The 17,358-nt window shown below is 71.6% G+C and carries 18 protein-coding genes; 11 read left to right on the top strand and 7 right to left on the bottom strand.

What is annotated here, in order from left to right:
* Window position 1: 1 nt before the first annotated feature.
* Window positions 2–451 carry an FMN-binding protein gene (locus ACZ5NW_RS26260; RefSeq protein ID WP_468746372.1) on the bottom strand — a complete coding sequence of 150 codons (450 nt, stop codon included), beginning with the start codon at window positions 449–451 and terminating at the stop codon, window positions 2–4.
* A 19-nt stretch (window positions 452–470) separates the two neighbouring features.
* On the bottom strand, window positions 471–1,823 hold the full coding sequence (locus tag ACZ5NW_RS26255) for a ferredoxin reductase family protein (protein ID WP_468746371.1): 1,353 nt from the start codon (window positions 1,821–1,823) through the stop codon (window positions 471–473).
* Between the two features lie 150 nt (window positions 1,824–1,973).
* Here ACZ5NW_RS26255 and ACZ5NW_RS26250 point away from each other — a divergent pair, with 150 nt between their 5' ends.
* Together ACZ5NW_RS26250 and ACZ5NW_RS26245 are read left to right on the top strand one after the other, a co-directional pair.
* Window positions 1,974–2,714, top strand: coding sequence for a response regulator transcription factor (locus ACZ5NW_RS26250; protein WP_468746370.1), 741 nt, complete (start codon window positions 1,974–1,976; stop codon window positions 2,712–2,714).
* On the top strand, window positions 2,711–4,213 hold the full coding sequence (locus tag ACZ5NW_RS26245; protein ID WP_468746369.1) for a sensor histidine kinase: 1,503 nt from the start codon (window positions 2,711–2,713) through the stop codon (window positions 4,211–4,213). Before ACZ5NW_RS26250 ends, ACZ5NW_RS26245 begins: the two co-directional genes overlap by 4 nt.
* Window positions 4,214–4,226: 13 nt before the next feature.
* Here ACZ5NW_RS26245 and ACZ5NW_RS26240 read toward each other — a convergent pair whose 3' ends face one another.
* Together ACZ5NW_RS26240 and ACZ5NW_RS26235 are read right to left on the bottom strand one after the other, a co-directional pair.
* A complete protein-coding gene (locus ACZ5NW_RS26240) occupies window positions 4,227–4,814 on the bottom strand; it encodes a pyridoxamine 5'-phosphate oxidase family protein (protein WP_468746368.1) in 588 nt (195 codons plus the stop codon).
* Between the two features lie 99 nt (window positions 4,815–4,913).
* Entirely contained in the window at window positions 4,914–5,780 is an 867-nt protein-coding gene (locus tag ACZ5NW_RS26235) for a hypothetical protein (protein ID WP_468746367.1), read from the bottom strand.
* Window positions 5,781–5,958: 178 nt separating this feature from the next.
* On the opposite strand from ACZ5NW_RS26235, the gene argH reads away from it, so the two are divergent.
* From argH to ACZ5NW_RS26215, 4 genes are all read left to right on the top strand, one after another.
* Window positions 5,959–7,386, top strand: coding sequence for an argininosuccinate lyase (gene argH, locus ACZ5NW_RS26230; protein ID WP_468746366.1), 1,428 nt, complete (start codon window positions 5,959–5,961; stop codon window positions 7,384–7,386).
* Between the two features lie 223 nt (window positions 7,387–7,609).
* Entirely contained in the window at window positions 7,610–8,581 is a 972-nt protein-coding gene (locus tag ACZ5NW_RS26225) for an aldo/keto reductase (RefSeq protein ID WP_468746365.1), read from the top strand.
* Window positions 8,582–8,661: 80 nt separating this feature from the next.
* Window positions 8,662–9,228, top strand: coding sequence for a TetR/AcrR family transcriptional regulator (locus tag ACZ5NW_RS26220; protein ID WP_468746364.1), 567 nt, complete (start codon window positions 8,662–8,664; stop codon window positions 9,226–9,228).
* Window positions 9,225–10,748 (top strand): MFS transporter, encoded by a 1,524-nt coding sequence (locus ACZ5NW_RS26215; protein ID WP_468746363.1) that lies wholly within the window; start codon window positions 9,225–9,227, stop codon window positions 10,746–10,748. Before ACZ5NW_RS26220 ends, ACZ5NW_RS26215 begins: the two co-directional genes overlap by 4 nt.
* A gap of 110 nt (window positions 10,749–10,858) precedes the next feature.
* Here the strand turns inward: ACZ5NW_RS26215 and ACZ5NW_RS26210 are convergent, their stop codons facing one another.
* Complete coding sequence (locus ACZ5NW_RS26210) at window positions 10,859–11,530, bottom strand: lysophospholipid acyltransferase family protein (protein WP_468746601.1); 672 nt, start codon at window positions 11,528–11,530, stop codon at window positions 10,859–10,861.
* A gap of 300 nt (window positions 11,531–11,830) precedes the next feature.
* On the opposite strand from ACZ5NW_RS26210, the gene ACZ5NW_RS26205 reads away from it, so the two are divergent.
* The 3 genes from ACZ5NW_RS26205 (at window position 11,831) to ACZ5NW_RS26195 (ending at window position 14,214) form a co-directional block, all read left to right on the top strand.
* On the top strand, window positions 11,831–12,997 hold the full coding sequence (locus ACZ5NW_RS26205; RefSeq protein ID WP_468746362.1) for a glycerophosphodiester phosphodiesterase: 1,167 nt from the start codon (window positions 11,831–11,833) through the stop codon (window positions 12,995–12,997).
* Window positions 12,998–13,113: 116 nt separating this feature from the next.
* A complete protein-coding gene (locus ACZ5NW_RS26200) occupies window positions 13,114–13,659 on the top strand; it encodes an RNA polymerase sigma factor (RefSeq protein ID WP_468746361.1) in 546 nt (181 codons plus the stop codon).
* Between the two features lie 57 nt (window positions 13,660–13,716).
* A complete protein-coding gene (locus ACZ5NW_RS26195; RefSeq protein WP_468746360.1) occupies window positions 13,717–14,214 on the top strand; it encodes a GNAT family N-acetyltransferase in 498 nt (165 codons plus the stop codon).
* An 11-nt stretch (window positions 14,215–14,225) separates the two neighbouring features.
* Here ACZ5NW_RS26195 and ACZ5NW_RS26190 read toward each other — a convergent pair whose 3' ends face one another.
* Together ACZ5NW_RS26190 and ACZ5NW_RS26185 are read right to left on the bottom strand one after the other, a co-directional pair.
* Window positions 14,226–14,648 (bottom strand): hypothetical protein, encoded by a 423-nt coding sequence (locus ACZ5NW_RS26190; protein WP_468746359.1) that lies wholly within the window; start codon window positions 14,646–14,648, stop codon window positions 14,226–14,228.
* Between the two features lies 1 nt (window position 14,649).
* Window positions 14,650–15,009: a hypothetical protein gene (locus ACZ5NW_RS26185; RefSeq protein ID WP_468746358.1), complete on the bottom strand. Its 360-nt coding sequence runs from the start codon at window positions 15,007–15,009 to the stop codon at window positions 14,650–14,652.
* Between the two features lie 562 nt (window positions 15,010–15,571).
* Here ACZ5NW_RS26185 and ACZ5NW_RS26180 point away from each other — a divergent pair.
* Window positions 15,572–16,609 carry a methionine ABC transporter ATP-binding protein gene (locus ACZ5NW_RS26180; protein WP_468746357.1) on the top strand — a complete coding sequence of 346 codons (1,038 nt, stop codon included), beginning with the start codon at window positions 15,572–15,574 and terminating at the stop codon, window positions 16,607–16,609.
* Window positions 16,606–17,349 carry a methionine ABC transporter permease gene (locus ACZ5NW_RS26175; protein WP_468746356.1) on the top strand — a complete coding sequence of 248 codons (744 nt, stop codon included), beginning with the start codon at window positions 16,606–16,608 and terminating at the stop codon, window positions 17,347–17,349. Before ACZ5NW_RS26180 ends, ACZ5NW_RS26175 begins: the two co-directional genes overlap by 4 nt.
* The last annotated feature ends 9 nt before the right edge of the window (window positions 17,350–17,358 follow it).

Raw genomic sequence — 17,358 nt, 5'->3', positions numbered from 1 at the left:
TTCAGAGCCCGGCCGAGTCCAGCGCGGACTGGAGTGACTGGCGGTAACCGTCACTCGTGTACGTCGCTCCGGAGACCGTGTCGATGTCCGCGCTCTGCGCCTGAAGCGCCTCGGTCCTCAACCGCGGGACGGCGTAGGCGCTTATCTCCCGATCGCGCGGGTTGTCCTCGGGGTACTGGACGGCCGTGACGTCCGTGATCTCTCCGTTCCGCACGGTGATGCGGACCTGGACCGGGCCCCACCGGGTGTCCACGGACGTGCCGGTGACGGTCTTGACGCCCTGGGGCGCGGCCGGGCCGCCGGAGGCGGCGGACGGCGCCGGCGTGGGTGCCGCGACCACCTCGGGCGCGGTGTGCGGCTTCAGCGACAGCAGCAGCACGAACCCCGACACGGTCGTGGCGCTCGCCAGCACGATCCGGCGCAGGGGACGGTTCTTCTTCAGGGCGTGCACTTCTCGGGCCCCATGTCTCTCACAGCTCGAACGACTCGTGGTGGATGCGCCGGTCCGGCACCCCGGCGGTGTGCAGCGCCTCGTACAGGTCCCGCGCGAAGCCGTGCGGGCCGCACAGATAGACGTCGTGGGTGTGCAGTCCGGGCACGGCCGCGCGCAGCGACTCGGCGCTCAGGTCGGGGCGTTCGCCGTGGGGGCCGTTGAGCGCGTACAGCACCCGCGCCCCGCGCCGGCGCGCGATCGCCTCCAACTCGCCGCCCAGCGCCAGGTCTTCGGCGCCGTGCGCCCGGTACAGCAGGGTCACCTCGCCGGGCAGCGTCTCGAACAGGGCCCGCAGCGGCGTGACGCCGACACCGGCGGCGATCAGCAGCGACCGGGGCGCGCTGCGCCGGTCGGCGGTGAGCGCGCCGTACGGTCCCTCCGCCCACACGGGGGTGCCGGGCCGCAGCAGCGCCACCGCCGCGCTGTGCGCGCCGAGCGCCTTTACGGTGATCCGCAGCCGGTTCCCGCGCGGCGGCGCCGACAGCGAGTACGGCGTGGAAGTGCGGGCCAGCCCCTGCCCGAGGAACCGCCACCGGAAGAACTGCCCCGCCCGCACGTCCAGTTGCTCCAGCCGCCACCCGTGGACGACGACGGAGTACACGCCCGGCGTCTCCCGGTGCACGGACTCCACTCGCAGCCGGTGCCGCGCATTCAGTCGTACGGGCACCAGGACCCGGAACCACAGCACCAGCCCGGCCACGCCCAGGTACAGCGCCTGCCAGGCGGCCGTGGCCACCGGGTGGCCGTTGAGGTCGTTGCCGAGGGCGAGCTGATGGCTGAACGCCAGGAACACGGCGGCATAGGTGAGGAGATGGACGTAGTACCAGAACTCGTAGCTGGTCCGGCGGCGCACGGCCCGCACCGAGGTGACGCCGACCGCGAACAGGAGGACGGTGCCGGCGGTGGTCCTGAGCATCTCCGGGTAGTCCGTGACCACGGTCAGCGTCTCGTGCACGAGTGATCGGTGGTCCTGGGCGGCGTATCCGGTGAGGATCAGCGCGATGTGCGCGACGAGCAGGCAGATCGTGTAGCGGCCGGCCATCGCGTGCCAGCGCGCCACCCGGTCGGAGCCGATCCGCCGCTCCAGGAGCGGCACCCGCGCCATCAGGCCGACGAGCACCGCGCACGCGTACCCGGACAGCAGCCCCGCGAGCCGCCCGGCCCCGGTCAGCCAGCCGGCCGCCCCGATCACCGAAGCGGTGCCGGACCACCACAGGGCGATCACCGCCGCCGCCCCGGCCCACAGCGCGGCCAGCAGCGGGCCCGCCGGGGAGCGCCGAGCGGCCGGGGCCACGGGCGGTGCCGTCCATGGCTCGTACAGGGTGGTCATGGTCGCGTCCCTTCGCCTCACTGGGACGCAACTGTGCGGGGCGAACCTCTGAGCTCCCTCTCAGCGGGCGCCCTCCGAGCGGACTCAGAGGAAACTCAGAGCGTTCCCGGACCCGTCGCGTCCTCGCCAGGGGCGATCCTGGAAGCAGCCATGAACACCACCCGCTCCGGCCGACCCGCCCTCACCCGCCCCGACGGCACCCCGCTGCGCGTGCTCGTCGTCGACGACGATCCGGACCTCGCCGAGGTGCTCTCCGGCGCCCTGCGCTACGAGGGCTGGGAGATCCGCACCGCCGGCGACGGCGCCTCCGCGCTGTCGGCGGCCCGCGAACTGATGCCCGACGCGGTGGTCCTGGACGTGATGCTCCCCGACACCGACGGCTTCGCCGTGCTGCGCAGCCTGCACACGGTGAAGCCGGACGTGTGCGTGCTGTTCCTCACCGCGCGGGACGCCGTCGAGGACCGGATCGCCGGGATCACGGCCGGCGGCGACGACTACGTGACCAAGCCCTTCAGCCTGGAGGAGGTCGTCGCCCGGCTGCGCGGACTGCTGCGCCGCGCCGGCATGGCCCGCCAGCTGGAGGAGGGCCCCCGGCTGATCGTCGGCGACCTGGTCATGGACGAGGAGGCCCGCGAGGTGACCCGGGCGGGCGCGCTGATCGAACTGTCCCCGACGGAGTTCGAGCTGCTGCGCTTCCTGATGCGCAATCCGCGCCGCGTCCTCAGCAAGGCACAGATCCTCGACCGCGTGTGGTCCTACGACTTCGGCGGCCGCGCGCATGTCGTGGAGCTGTACATCTCCTACCTGCGCAAGAAGGTCGACGCGGGCCGGGAACCGCTGATCCACACCGTGCGCGGAGCCGGATACGTGCTGAAACCGGGCACACGATGAGAGTGCCGAGAGCCCTGCGGGCACTACGACTGCGGCGTCGGCGTGTCCCGCTGCCCAGGCCCCGGACGCTGCGGGCCCGGCTCACCACGGGCCTCGTCGTCCTGCTGGCGGTGAGCTGCGCGGCCGTCGGCGTCGCGGCCGTCGTGGAACTGGAACGCTTCCTCACCGGCCAGGTCGACCAGCGGCTGAGCGACGTCGGTGCCCGTTTCCCGGCCAGCCTGGAGCACGGCGGCCGGCCGCCCGGCGACGACGGGGACGGCGACGAGCGCGGCGACACCCGGCGGCAGGCCACCGGCACATTCGGCGCCCGGCTCCTGAACGGCGCGGTGACGAACGCCGCCGTGGTGCGCTCCGGCGATGTGACGGCGGACCTCAACGTCGAACTGTCCGGCCGTGACCAGCGCACGCTGGCAGCCGTCCCCGTCGACGGCCGCGCCCACAGCGTGCATCTGTCCTCCCTGGACGAGTACCGGGTCAGGGCGACGCGCGGCCTGGACGGCGATGTGCTGATCACCGGGCTGCCGCTGGAGTCGGTCGAGGAGGCCGTGCACCGGCTGGAGTTGGTCGCCGGGATCGTCTTCGGTGTCGCGCTCGCCGCCACCGGCGTCGCCGGGGCGCTGTGGGTGCGCTGGTCGCTGCGCCCGCTCAGCCGGGTCGCGGCGACGGCCACCCGCGTCAGCGAACTGCCGCTGGCGAGCGGGGAGGTCGCGCTGCCGCCGAGGGCGCCCGAACCCGATCCGCACGGCGAGGTGGGCCAGGTCGCCGCCGCCTTCAACCGCATGCTGGGGCATGTGGAGGACGCGCTGACGAAACGGCACGCCAGTGAGGAGCGGCTGCGTCGGTTCGCCGCCGACGCCAGCCATGAGCTGCGCACCCCGGTCGCCTCGGTGCGCGGACACGCGGAGCTGGCGCTGCTGCATCCGGGGCCGGTGACGCCGGAGGTCACCCGGGCGCTGGAGCGGATCGCGGCGGAGTCCGCGCGGATGGGCGTGATGGTCGACGAGATGCTGCTCCTCGCCCGTCTGGACGCGGGCCGCCCGCTGGAGCGGGGACCGGTCGACCTCACCCGGCTGGTCCTGGACGCGGTCACCGACGCGCGGGCGGCGGGCCCCGGGCACCGCTGGACGCTGGAGCTGCCGGAGGAACCGGTCACCGTGCCCGGCGACGCCCATCGCCTGCAGCAGGTGGTGGCCAACCTGTTGGCCAACGCGCGTGCGCACACACCTGCGGGCACGGAGGTGACGGTGAGCGTGGAGGTCGAGGGCGCGGAGGCGGTCCTCACGGTCCACGACGACGGCCCCGGCGTCCCGGACGACATCCGGCCCGACGTCTTCGAGCGCTTCACGCGCGCCGACCGCCGCCGCACGGGTGCCTCCGGCGGGGGAGCGGGCCTGGGCCTGTCGATCGTGGCGGCGGTCGTGGAGGCGCACGGTGGAAGTGTGGCGATGGAGAGCCGCCCGGGCTCCACCGCGTTCACCGTGCGCCTCGGGACCGGGTGATCCCGGGGGATCCTCAGAACGTGGACGGAGGCAGCGGCAGCGGCAGCCCGGGCAGGCCGTCCAGGCTGACCGAGACATGCTCCTTCTTGGTGAAGTACTCGTTCATCGACGCGTCGTCCTCGCGCTCGAAACGCTTCTTGTGGATGTCGCGGTCCTCGTCGTACGTCATGTAGGGCACCGCGAACCCGCAGGTGTCCCGGACGAGTTCGGCGTGCACGACGATGATCGCGCGCAGGCCGTGCGGGGTCGGGTCGATGCCGGAGAAGCGGGCGAGGAGGTCCAGGAAGCGCGGGTCGTCGCGGAAGACGGGCTCACCGCGTCCATGTATCCGCACGATGTTGGGCGGCCCCTGGAAGGCGCACCACATCAGGGTGATCCGCCCGTTCTCGCGCAGGTGCGCGATGGTCTCGGCGTTGGAGCCGGCGAAGTCGAGGTAGGCCACGGTGTGTTCGTCGAGCACGGCGAACGAGCCCGTCAGGCCCTTGGGGGAGAGGTTGACCGTGCCGTCACCGGACAGGGGCGCGGTGGCGGTGAAGAAGATGGGCTGCGACTCGATGAAGGTGCGGAGTCTGCCGTCGATGCGTTCGTAGGTCTTTCCCATGTCCAGCGATTATCCGGGAAAGATGCTTTGACTGTCTAAGGGATACGGCAGTGGCCGCCCGGTCGGTGTGCGTCCGGGCGGCCACGTGCGCGGTTCAGATCACTTGTTCAACTGGCAGGCGGCCAGGGCGTTCAGGCCCTGCGGCTTGGTGCCCTTGCGGCCGATGGAGATGGCGATGCGGTCGATCGTGGAGACGCGCTTGTCCTTCAGCGGGCCGAGGATGGCGTTCTGCACGAAGTTCGGTCCGCCCTGCCCGACGGTGTTCTGGAGGCGGGTGTTGGCCTCCTGGATCTGCGTCTGGAGCAGGGCGAGGTTGCGGTCGACCTCGTTCTTCGCGGAGGCGGGGATCGCGGGCAGCTGCGAGGCGACGTCCGGGCAGCTGATCGTGCCCACGGCACTCGCGTTGCCGGCGTTGCCCTTGTTGCCGCCGTTGCCCTTGTTGCCGCCGTTGTTCTGGCCGGCGTTGCCCTTGTTGCCCGCGTTCCCCGCGTTGCCGGCGTTGCCCGCCACGCCGCCGCCGTTGAGCGCGCAGGGGGCCAGGGCGTCCAGCCCCTGCGGCTTGGCCGCCGTACGGCCGATCGCCGTCGCGATGCGGTTGACCGTCGCGACGCGCTTGTCCTTCAGCGGCCCGAGGATGGCGTTCTGCACGAAGTTGGGCCCGCCCTGGCCGACCGTGTCGACGAGGCGCTTGTTGGCCTCCTGGATCTGGGTCTGGAGCAGGGCGAGGTTGCGGTCGACCTCGGCCTTGGCGGAGGCGGGGACCGCGGGCAGCTGCGAGGCCACGTCGGGGCAGGTGATCGTGCCGGGGCTCGCGAGCGTTCTGGCGTTCGTGGCGCTGTTGTTGCTCTTGGAGGTCTCCCCGGCGAGGGCGGAGCCGGCGATCAGCGCGCCGGAGAGCACCACGGCGGCAGCACCGCCGATGACCGCCACGCGACGCTTGTTGTACTTCGGAAGAGCCCTGGACATGCGAGTGCCTCACTAGGGTCAGGAGTGGGTGTACCAACGCGGCGCCTGCGTTCGGTGAGGTGTACGAGCAAGCGGTTTCCGATGTTCAAAGCCCCGCCAAATTGACGAATCATGCAGACCACTGCATACTCATGCAGGTCAGTGGTCGCAGGGTTGATCGCAGCGTGAGGAGAAGGTCGTGAGCAGCAACAGCGGTGACGTACGGCTCTGGGGCGGCCGTTTCGCCGACGGTCCCGCCGAGGCCCTGGCGAAGCTGTCCGCGTCCGTCCACTTCGACTGGCGGCTCGCGCCCTACGACATCGCCGGCTCGCGCGCCCACGCGCGCGTGCTGCACCAGGCGGGCCTGCTCACCGAGGACGAGCTCACCCGGATGATCGCCGGGCTCGACCAGCTCGAAGCGGACGTGGCGGCGGGCGACTTCGTGGGCACCATCGCCGACGAGGACGTCCACACCGCCCTGGAGCGGGGCCTCCTGGAGCGCCTCGGCCCCGACCTCGGCGGCAAGCTGCGCGCCGGCCGCTCCCGCAACGACCAGGTCGCCACCCTCTTCCGCATGTACCTGCGCGACCACGCCCGGATCATCGGCGGCCTCATCGCCGAACTCCAGGACGCCCTGATCGGCCTGGCGGAGGCCCACCCGGACGTGGCGATGCCCGGCCGCACCCACCTCCAGCACGCCCAGCCCGTCCTCTTCGCCCACCATGTCCTCGCGCATGTGCAGTCCCTGTCCCGGGACGCCGAGCGCCTGCGCCAGTGGGACGAGCGCACCGCCGTGTCGCCGTACGGCTCCGGCGCCCTGGCGGGCTCCTCCCTGGGCCTGGACCCGGAGGCGGTGGCGAGGGACCTCGGCTTCGAGCACGGCAGCTCCGCGAACTCCATCGACGGCACGGCCTCCCGTGACTTCGTCGCCGAGTTCGCCTTCATCACCGCGATGATCGGCGTCAACCTCTCCCGGATCGCCGAGGAGGTCATCATCTGGAACACGAAGGAGTTCTCCTTCGTGACCCTGCACGACGCCTTCTCCACGGGCTCGTCGATCATGCCGCAGAAGAAGAACCCGGACATCGCGGAGCTGGCGCGCGGCAAGTCCGGCCGCCTGATCGGCAACCTGACCGGCCTCATGGCGACCCTGAAGGCCCTGCCGCTCGCGTACAACCGCGACCTCCAGGAGGACAAGGAGCCGGTCTTCGACTCCATCGACCAGCTGGAGGTCCTGCTCCCGGCCTTCACCGGCATGATGGCCACCCTCACCGTGCACCGCGAGCGCATGGAGGAACTGGCCCCGGCCGGCTTCTCCCTCGCGACCGACATCGCCGAGTGGCTGGTCAAGCAGGGCGTGCCGTTCCGGGTGGCGCACGAGGTCGCCGGCGAGTGCGTCAAGGCCGCCGAGGCCGAGGGCAAGGAGCTGGACGAGCTGACCGACGAACAGTTCGCGAAGATCTCCGCCCATCTGACCCCGGAGGTGCGGACGGTCCTCAACGTCCCGGGCGCGCTGGCCTCCCGCGACGGCCGGGGCGGCACGGCCCCGAGCGCGGTGGCGATCCAGCTGACCGAGGTGAAGGCGAACGTGGCGGCCCAGCACGAGTGGGCGACGGCGAAGAAGTAAGGGCCGGGTGGCGCCCCTGATGGGCCGCAGGCCCTCCAGGGGCGCGGGGAACGGCGCGAAGAGCCCACCGCACCCGCACCCGTCGAACCACCTCAAGAACCACCCCCTTGAGCGGACCCGAAGGTCATCCCGGGTTACGTTGGTCCGAAGCGGTACGCAAGCCAACCGAAGCGGTCCGCACGCCGCAGGCACCCGTACCGGAGCCGACCGAACGGAGCCCGCGATGCCCTTCGCCCGCCTCGCCGCAGCGACGACCGCCGCCTGCCACATCGGCCTCGGCCTCGCGGCGGTCGGCCGCCCCGGCTACATCAACCTCGGCCGCGACTACGACCTCGGAGCGGACCGCAGCGTCGAGGCCCTGCGCACCCGCACCCACGACCTCCTCGACGCCGCCTACGCCCAGGGCGTCCGCTACTTCGACGCCGCCCGCTCCTACGGCCGCTCCGAGGAGTTCCTCGCCGACTGGCTGAACACCCGCCCCGACGCCGACGACGTCGTCATCGGCAGCAAGTGGGGCTACACCTACACCGCCGGCTGGTCGGCGGACGCCGAGACGCACGAGGTGAAGGACCACTCCCTCGCCGCGTACGAGCGGCAGCGCGCCGAGACCGACGCCCTGCTCGGCGATCGTCTGGACCTCTATCAGATCCACTCCGTGACGCCCGACAGCCCGGCCCTCACGGACCAGAAGCTCCACGCCGAACTGGCCGAGGCCGCCGCCGGTGGCCTCACCATCGGCTTCTCCACCAGCGGCCCCGCCCAGGCGGACGCCATCCGCGCCGCCCTCGCGGTGACGGTCGACGGCGAGCCCCTCTTCCGTACCGTCCAGTCGACGTACAACGCCCTGGAGACCTCGGCCGACTCCGCCCTCGCCGAGGCGCACGACGCCGGTCTCACGGTGATCGTCAAGGAGGGCATGGCCAACGGCCGGCTCGCGGAGCAGTACGCGCCGGACGTCCTCAGGGCCGTGGCCCGGGAGACCGACCTGGGCTGTGACGCGGTCGCCCTCGCGCTGATCCTGCGCCGGCCCTGGGCCGGGGTGGTGCTCTCCGGCGCCGCGACGACCCTCCAGCTCGCCTCCAATCTGCACGCCGCCGTCGTCGATCTGAGCGACGACCAGCTGACCCGGCTCGCCACGCTCGTGGAGGAACCGCGGGCGTACTGGGAGCGCCGCGCCCGGCTGGCCTGGCACTGACACACCGTTCGAGCCCCAATGGGTGAGACTCGCACGCCTTGAATGAGACACTGATGTCTCATATGGGCTATGGTTGTCTCATGGCCGTCGACCGTGACCACGTACTGCGCAGCGCCGCAGCCCTGCTGACCCGCAAGTCCACCGCGACCATGGACGAGGTCGCCAAGGCCGCCGGGATCAGCCGCGCCACCCTGCACCGGCACTTCGCCGGGCGCGACGCGCTCGTACGCGCCCTGGAGGCGCTCGGCATCGCCGAGTGCGAGGCCGCGCTGGACACCGCCCGACCCGACGAGGGGCCCGCCGCCGACGCCGTACGCCGTCTCGTCCAGGCCATCGAGCCGTCCGCCGGCCTGCTCGCCTTCCTCTACACCGAGAACCAGCTGTTCGAGGGCGAGGAGCAGAACGCGGGCTGGGCCAGGATCGACGAACGCTTCGCGGCCCTGTTCCGGCGCGGACAGCAGACCGGCGAGTTCCGTATCGACCTCACCCCGGTCTGGCTCGCCGAGGCCCTGTACGGCCTGCTGGCCTCCGGCGCCTGGGCCGTGGCCGAAGGCCGCGTCGCCCGCAAGGACTTCACCCACATGATCACCGAGCTGCTGCTCGGTGGCGCCCTACGAAACGACGCTTCCCGGAGAGAGGAATCATGACCAGCACCCTGCAGCCGGCGACCACGACCGAGGCGGTGAGGCGCCCGGGCCGCTGGCTCGCGCTGTCCGTCCTCGTGCTCGCCGTGCTGCTGGTGGCCGTCGACGCGACCGTCCTCGGTCTCGCGACCCCCTACATCAGCGAGGACCTGCGGCCCTCCGGCACCCAGCTCCTGTGGATCGGCGACGTCTACTCCTTCGTCATCGCCGGTCTGCTCGTGTCCATGGGCAGCCTCGGCGACCGCGTCGGCCGCAAGCGCGTTCTGCTCGGCGGTGCCACGGCGTTCGGCGCGATATCCGTGCTGAACGCCTACGCGACGACCCCCGAGATGATGATCGCGGCCCGCGCGCTCCTCGGTGTCGCCGGCGCGACCCTGATGCCCGCGACCCTCGCCCTGATCCGCAACCTCTTCCACGACCCGCGCGAACGCAGCCTCGCCGTCGGCATCTGGGGCGCCACGGCCTCGGCCGGCACCGCCGTGGGCCCGATCGTCGGCGGCTTCCTCCTCGAACACTTCTGGTGGGGCTCGGTCTTCCTCATCAACCTGCCCGTGATGGCCGTCCTCGTCGTGGTCGGCGTCAGGACCCTGCCCGAGTCCCGCAACCCCGACCCGGGCCCGTGGGACCTGATCAGCGTCGTGCTGTCCCTCGTCGGCATGATCGGCGTCGTCTACGCGGTCAAGGAGGCCGCGACCCACGGCTTCGACGGGGCCGGGCTCGGCGCGGGTCTGCTGGGCGCGGCCGCCCTGTACTGGTTCGTACGCCGCCAACTCACGCTGCCCGCGCCCCTGCTGGACATCCGCCTGTTCCGCAACCGCGGCTTCAGCGGAGCGGTCCTGGCCGACCTGCTGACCGTCCTCGGCCTGTCCGGCCTGGTCTTCTTCCTGTCGCAGTACCTGCAACTCGTCCAGGACCGGCCCCCGTTCGAGGCGGGCCTGGCCGAACTGCCCGCGGCCGTGGGCGCCGCGGCGGCGGGCCTGGTGGCCGGCCGAGCGGCCCGCCGCTTCTCGGTCCGCGCGGTCGTCTCCGGCGGCCTGGCGGCGATCGGCCTGGCCCTGGCCGCGCTGACGACACTCGACACAACGACCGGCTACCCCGTGCTGGGCGCGGCCCTCCTGGTGGTCGGTGTGGGCGCCGGCTTCTCCTTCACGGTGACCTCCGACGTCATCCTGTCCTCGGTCCCCAAGGACCAGGCCGGCGCGGCATCAGCCGTCTCGGAGACGGCCTACGAGCTGGGCGCGGCCCTGGGCATCGCGGCCCTGGGCTCGATCGTGACGGCCATCTACAGCGGCTTCACGTCTCCACCGGGAACCCCGGACAGCGCACACGAGTCCCTGGGCGGCGCGGTGGAAGCGGCGTCGACGCTGCCGGCGCCCAAGGCGGAACTCCTGCTGTCGTCGGCAAGAGAGTCCTTCGTCGACGGCCTGGCCCTGGCAACGGGAGCCGGAGCGGCGGTGCTCCTGGCCACGGCGCTGGGGGCATGGTTCCTACTGAAGAAGCAGACCCTCGAAAACGCCGGTTAGTGCAGCGCCCCGAAAGGGGCGCGGGGCTCTGTCCGATATGCGGCTCCGCCGCGTGGGCGCGACAAGCCACAACGCACCCGCACCCGGACAACGGCCAACCGCCGAAGGCGTTACGCCGCTTTCGCCTTGGTCGCGTACATATCCACATACTCCTGCCCCGACAACCGCATGACCTCGGCCATCACGGAGTCGGTCACAGCCCGCAGCACATACCGATCCCGGTCCATCCCGTCGTAACGGGAGAACTCCATCGCCTCACCGAACCGCACCGTGACCCGCCCGGGACGGGGCATCCCCGCCCCGCCCGGCTGCAACTTGTCCGTCCCGATCATCGCGAAGGGCACAACGGGCGCCCCCGTCATCAGGGTCAGCCGCGCGATACCCGTCCGGCCCCGGTACAGCCGCCCATCGGGGGACCGCGTGCCCTCCGGGTAGATCCCGAAGATCTTCCCCTCCTCCAGCACCCGGCGCCCGGTCATCAGCGCGGCCACACCGCCCCGGCCGCCGTCCCGATCCACCGGGATCATGCCGACGCCGGTGAAGAACCAGGCCATGAGGCGGCCCTTGAGGCTCTTGCCGGTGACGTACTCGTCCTTGCCGATGAAGAAGACCTGACGGTCGCAGACCAGGGGAAGGATCATCGAGTCGATGAAGGTGAGGTGATTGCCGGCCAGGATGACCGGCCCGTCCGCGGGAATGTGCTCCACGCCCTCGACCCGGGGGCGGAACATCAGGCGCATGACCGGTCCGAGCACTGCCTTGATGAGCGCGAAGCGGGACAACGGGCCCTCCGATGCCAAGGGATAGCGGTACGACTCTGTGCAGGTGAGGACGATACTCGCGGGACGGGGGGTGGCGCACATCGGGCCCAGGGGGGTTCACCGAGGCCTTACGCACTATTGACGTGGGTTTACCTGAGGCACCCTCGCAGAAACGTCACGTCACACGACTGGAACGCGTCACGTCACACGGCCGGAACGACATGCGTCGTCACCCGCCCGTTCGGCCCGACGCCTCCCTTCCGTCATGTCCACGCCCCTACGATCGGCCCGCACCGAACCCGAGCCGCGGCAGGAGGCCCCATGGGAACGCAGGAGTCGAACGAGCAGTCAGCCATGACCGGACGGCGTGCCCTTCTGGGCGCGGCCGTGCTCGGCGCGACCGGAACGGTCCTCGGCGTGTCGGGCACGGCGAGAGCGGCCGGGTCCGCCGGGCACGGCGGCGGTCTGCACAGCCTGCCCGTGCCGACGATCATCGGCCACCGCGGGGCCAGCGGCTACCGCCCCGAGCACACCTTCGGCTCCTACCAGCTCGCCCTGGACCTGGGCGCGGACATCGTCGAGGCCGGCGACCTGGTGCCGACCAAGGACGGCCATCTGGTCTGCCGCCACGAGCCGGAGATCGGCGGCACGACCGACGTCGCGAGCCACCCCGAGTTCGCCGACCGCAGGACCACCAAGGTGCTGGACGGCGTGTCCGTCACCGGCTGGTTCACCGAGGACTTCACGCTCGCCGAGCTGAAGACCCTGCGCGCGGTCGAGCGCGTCCCGGCCAACCGTCCGCACAACACGCTCTACGACGGCCGCTGGGAGATCCCCACCTTCGAGGAAGTCCTGAAGTGGCAGGACGAGCAGACCCGCAGGCGCGGCAAGCAGGTCTGGATCTACCCCGAGACCAAGCACCCCACCTACTTCCGCAAGCTGGGCCTCGGCCTTGAGGAGCGGGTCGCCAAGCTGCTGCGCCGGCACGGCAAGGACCGGCGGAACTCGCCGGTCATCCTCCAGTCGTTCGAACCGAGCAGCATCCAGCGCCTGAACAAGCTGGTCGACAACCCGCTGGTCGTCCTGCTCTCCTCGGCGAGCAGCCGCCCCTGGGACTTCGTCGAGGCGGGCGACCCGCGCACGGTCGCCGATCTGATCACCAAGAAGGGCCTGCGCGAGATCGCCTCGTACGCGCAGGGCATCGGCCCCACGCTCGACCTGATCATCCCGAAGGACGCGAACGGCAACCTCACCACGCCGACCGGCCTGGTCCAGGACGCCCACGCCGTCGGCCTGATCCTGCACCCGTACACCCTGCGCAACGAGAACCCGTTCCTGCCCGCGAACTTCCGCAAGGGCACCGGCGCGGACGCGTACGGCGATGTCTTCGGCGCCTACCGCACCTACTTCGCGACCGGCATCGACGGTGTCTTCACCGACAACGCCGACACGGGCGTGCTGGCCCGCGAGGACTTCGTCAACGGCTGACCGCGCCGGCCGACCGCGTCAACGGCCGACGGCGTCCCCGGGGCCGGAACGCCCCGTTGGAGTGACAGCGCCCGGGTCGGGCAACCCCGCGGGGCGGCCCGGGCGTCGTGCCGCACATGAGGCACGACACCCCCACACCATCCGGTCGCCCCGCCCCGGCCCTCCCGGTCGCGCACGGCGTCCTCGCCGCGCTCGGCCCCCTCCTCGCGGCGGAGGCCTCCGCCGAGGCGCATGCCACCGGAGCCGACGCCGGTGATCTGGAGCAGGCGGTCTGGCTGCGGCTGCTGGAGCGGCTCGCCGCCGACGGCCCGCCGCTCGACCCGCCCGGCTGGCTCCGCCGCGCGGTCCGCGCCGAGTCGCGGCGCAGCCGCCGTACCAGCCGACGGGAACGGCCGTACGACCGCGATCCCGTCGACGACGGCGCCCGCGACCCGGAACATCTCGTCCTCACGGCCGCGCACCGCCGCGCCCTGCGCGACGCGGTGCGGCGGCTGCCCGGCCGCTGCCCCCGGCTGCTGGAGGCGCTGCTCTCCCCGAAGGACCTGACCTACCGCGAGATCGCGGGGGAGTTGGGTATCTCACAGGGCTCACTGGGGCCGGAACGTTCCAGATGTCTGGGATGTCTACGGCGTTTGCTCGCGCCGGAGGTTGCGGCCGGCTGAGTGCGGGGATAGGAGTGAGGAACAACAGCTGATCAGGTGAGCGGGAGGCATGCGCACATGGGCATGAGCGTGACCATCTCAGCGGCGACCGAAGAGGATGCCGAGCAGGTTTTCAGGCTGCAGTACCTCTGCTTCCAGAGCGAGGCCGCGCTGTACGGCAACTACCGCATCGCCCCGCTCGTCCAGAGCCTGGACTCGGTCCGCCAGGAGCTCGCCACCGACTGCGTCTTCGTCGCCCGCCTCGGCGAGGAGGTGGTCGGCTCGGTCCGTGGCAGCCTCACCGAGGACGGCGCCGCGGCCATCGGCAAGCTCTGTGTGCACCCCCGACTCCAGGGCCACGGCATCGGCGCCCGGCTGCTGCGCGCCGCCGAGTCGGCCCTCGCGCGGGAGCGCGGCGCCACGAGGTTCCGCCTCCACACCGGCCACCGCAGCGAGGGGAACCTCCGCCTGTACCGCCGGGTCGGCTACGAGACGGTCGGCACGGCGGAGGGCACCGACGGCGTACCGATGATCGTCCTGGAGAAGCCGGCCGGGACGTACGCCGCCACCGCGTAGGCGCCCAGGCCCTAACCGGCGGCCTCTCGCGCGGCGTTCCGGCGGAGCCAGTAGAGCGCCGACACCGGCAGCAGCACCGGGATGAAGACGTAGCCCATGCCGTACTTCGACCACACGGTCGCGTCCGGGAAGGCCGACGGCTCGACCAGGGTCCACGTGCCGACGATCAGCACGCCCGCGAGTTCGGCGGCGCAGCACACCTGCGCCGCCCTGCGGGCCGTCTCGCCGCCGCGCACCAGCGAGTACGTGATGAAGCCGTACACCACGCCCGCCACCGCCGACAGCGAGTAGGCGAGCGGCGCCCGGTCGAACTCGGTGGCGATCTGAAACACCGAGCGCGACACCGCGCCGACGACCATCACGCCGTAGAGCCACACCAGCAGCAGTCCCGGCCCGCCGATCAGCCGCGCCGGCTTCTCCCGCACCGCGGTCACCTCAGCCTCCCCAGATGTCGTAGAGCCGCACTTCGAGGACCGCGAGCACGACACCGGCGGCGGCGACCGTCACCGAGCCCCAACGCGTGCGCTCGCCCAGCGACATGAGACCGGCGGCCGGTACACAGGCGAACGAGCCCAGCAGATAGGCCACGAAGATCGTCCCGCCCTGGTCCGGGTCCTCGCCGCGCGCCAGCAGCACGATCCCGACGACCAGCTGGACCAGCGCCAGCACCGTGACCACGGCCATCCCGATGAAGTGCCAGTCCTTCGTCGGCTGGTCGCGGTAGGCCGCCCAGCCGCACCACGCGGCGAGCAGCAGTGCGGCGACCCCGGTCACCAGCATCAGGGCATCGAACATGCAGCGACCTTATTACGGCCCGCGAGGCCCCCGGCGCCCGGCCCCGGCCCACCCCGAAGGGTCGTGGCGTTGGCCACAGGCCGCCGGGCGCAGGAGCTCGACGCCGACCCGATGGTGCCGGCCCTGTCGGCCCCGTCGGCACTGGTCACGGACGCCCGGATCGAGATCTCCGCCCGCCTCTGATACCTGTCCACGAGTGTCCACCATGCGGACAGGCGTCCTTGGTCAGGACCGTACGTCTGCTTTACTGATCGCATGACCACGACGAGCTGCCGCATCTGTGCGACCGAGGCGACCATGACGCCCGGTGCTCGTTGTCTGTGTCCCCAGTGCCGAATGTGCGCTTTCTAGAGGGCCCCCGCACCACCCCCTGAGCTCGCGCCCCGAAGCGAGACACCCCGGCACGTCCGTGCGCGTTTCCGTACGTGACGCATCGCCGCCCGCGCACATGTTCTCCCCGGCTCCCGTGCCCGAGCGAGAACCCCGTCGCGCCCCAGACCGCATGCACCCGTGCGCCCGGGCACACCCACGCCCGCGCACTCGACAGTGACGGAAAACCCCAGTGATCACCACAACGGGCCTGACCAAGGTCTACCGCTCACGCGGCCGCGAGGTCACCGCCCTCGACGGCGTCGATCTGCACGTCCGCGAAGGCGAGGTGTACGGCGTCATCGGCCAGTCCGGCGCCGGCAAGTCCTCGCTGATCCGCTGCGTCAACCTGCTCGAACGCCCCACCGCCGGCACGGTCACCGTCGCCGGGCAGGACCTCACCGCCCTCGCCGGGCGCGGTCCCCGCGCCGGCAAGGAGCTGCGGCGGGCGCGCAGCCGGATCGGCATGGTCTTCCAGCACTTCAATCTGCTGTCGTCGCGCACCGTTCAGGACAACGTCGAGCTGCCCCTGGAAATCCTCGGCAGCTCAGGGAAGGAACGTTCCCGCAAGGCGCTGGAACTGCTCGACCTCGTCGGCCTCGCCGACAAGGCGAAGTCCTACCCGGCCCAGCTCTCGGGCGGCCAGAAGCAGCGCGTCGGCATCGCCCGCGCCCTCGCCGGCGACCCCAAGGTGCTGCTCTCCGACGAGGCCACCAGCGCCCTCGACCCGGAGACCACCCGCTCGATCCTGACCCTGCTGCGCGACCTCAACCGCCGGCTGGGACTCACCGTCCTGCTCATCACCCACGAGATGGACGTGGTGAAGTCGATCTGCGACTCCGCCGCGCTCATGGAGCGGGGCCGCATCGTGGAGTCCGGCACGGTCAGCGAACTGCTCGCCACCCCCGGCTCCCAGCTGGCCTCCGCGCTCTTCCCGGTCGGCGGCGAGGCCACCGACGACGAGCGCACCGTCGTCGACGTCACCTTCCACGGTGAGGCCGCCACCCAGCCGGTCATCTCCCAGCTCTCGCGCACCTACAACATCGACATATCGATCCTCGGCGCCGCCATCGACACCGTCGGCGGCCTCCAGGTCGGCCGCATGCGCATCGAACTGCCCGGCCGCTACGAGGACAACGTCGTGCCCATCGGCTTCCTGCGCGAACAGGGGCTGCAGATCGACGTGCTGGGCCAGGAGCCCGTACTGCTGACGGAAGGTGTGGGGAAGTGACCTGGTCCGAGATGCAGCCGCTGCTGTCCCAGGCGTGTTGGGACACCCTCTACATGGTCGGCTGGTCCACCCTCGTCGCCGTCGTCGGCGGCCTGCCGCTCGGCATCCTGCTCGTCCTCACCGACCGGGGCGGACTGCTGCAGAACGTCGTCGCCAACAAGGTGATCGGGCAGGTCGTGAACATCGGCCGGTCGATGCCGTTCATCATCCTCATGGTCGCGCTGATGAACTTCACCCGGACCGTCACCGGCACCACGATCGGCCGCGAGGCCGCCATCGTGCCGCTCGCCATCGGCGCGATCCCCTTCTTCGCCCGCCTGGTCGAGACGGCTGTCCGCGAAGTGGACGGCGGGCTCGTCGAGGCCGTGCAGTCGATGGGCGGCAACACCTGGACCGTGGTCCGCAAGGTCCTCGTCCCCGAATCCCTGCCCTCGCTGATCGCCGGCACCACGACGACGATCGTCGCCCTCATCGGCTACTCCGCGATGGCCGGCACCGTCGGCGCCGGCGGCCTCGGCGACATCGCCATCCGCTACGGCTACCAGCGCTTCGAGACCGAACTGATGTGGATCACCGTCGCGATCCTCGCCGTCGTCATCTCGCTCATCCAGTTCGCCGGCGACTACGCGGCCCGCTCCCTGCACCGCCGCGGCGGCCGCTCCGGACCCGCGCCGAGGCTGCGGCTGCTGAAGGCCACCACCGCCACCGCCACCGGCACCGGCACCGGCAAGACCGTCTGACACCCCCAG

This window comes from Streptomyces sp. NPDC032126 (genome assembly GCF_055580085.1).
The sequence above is the reverse complement of the archived record's forward strand: the minus strand, read 5'-3'. Positions and strand labels throughout refer to the sequence as shown.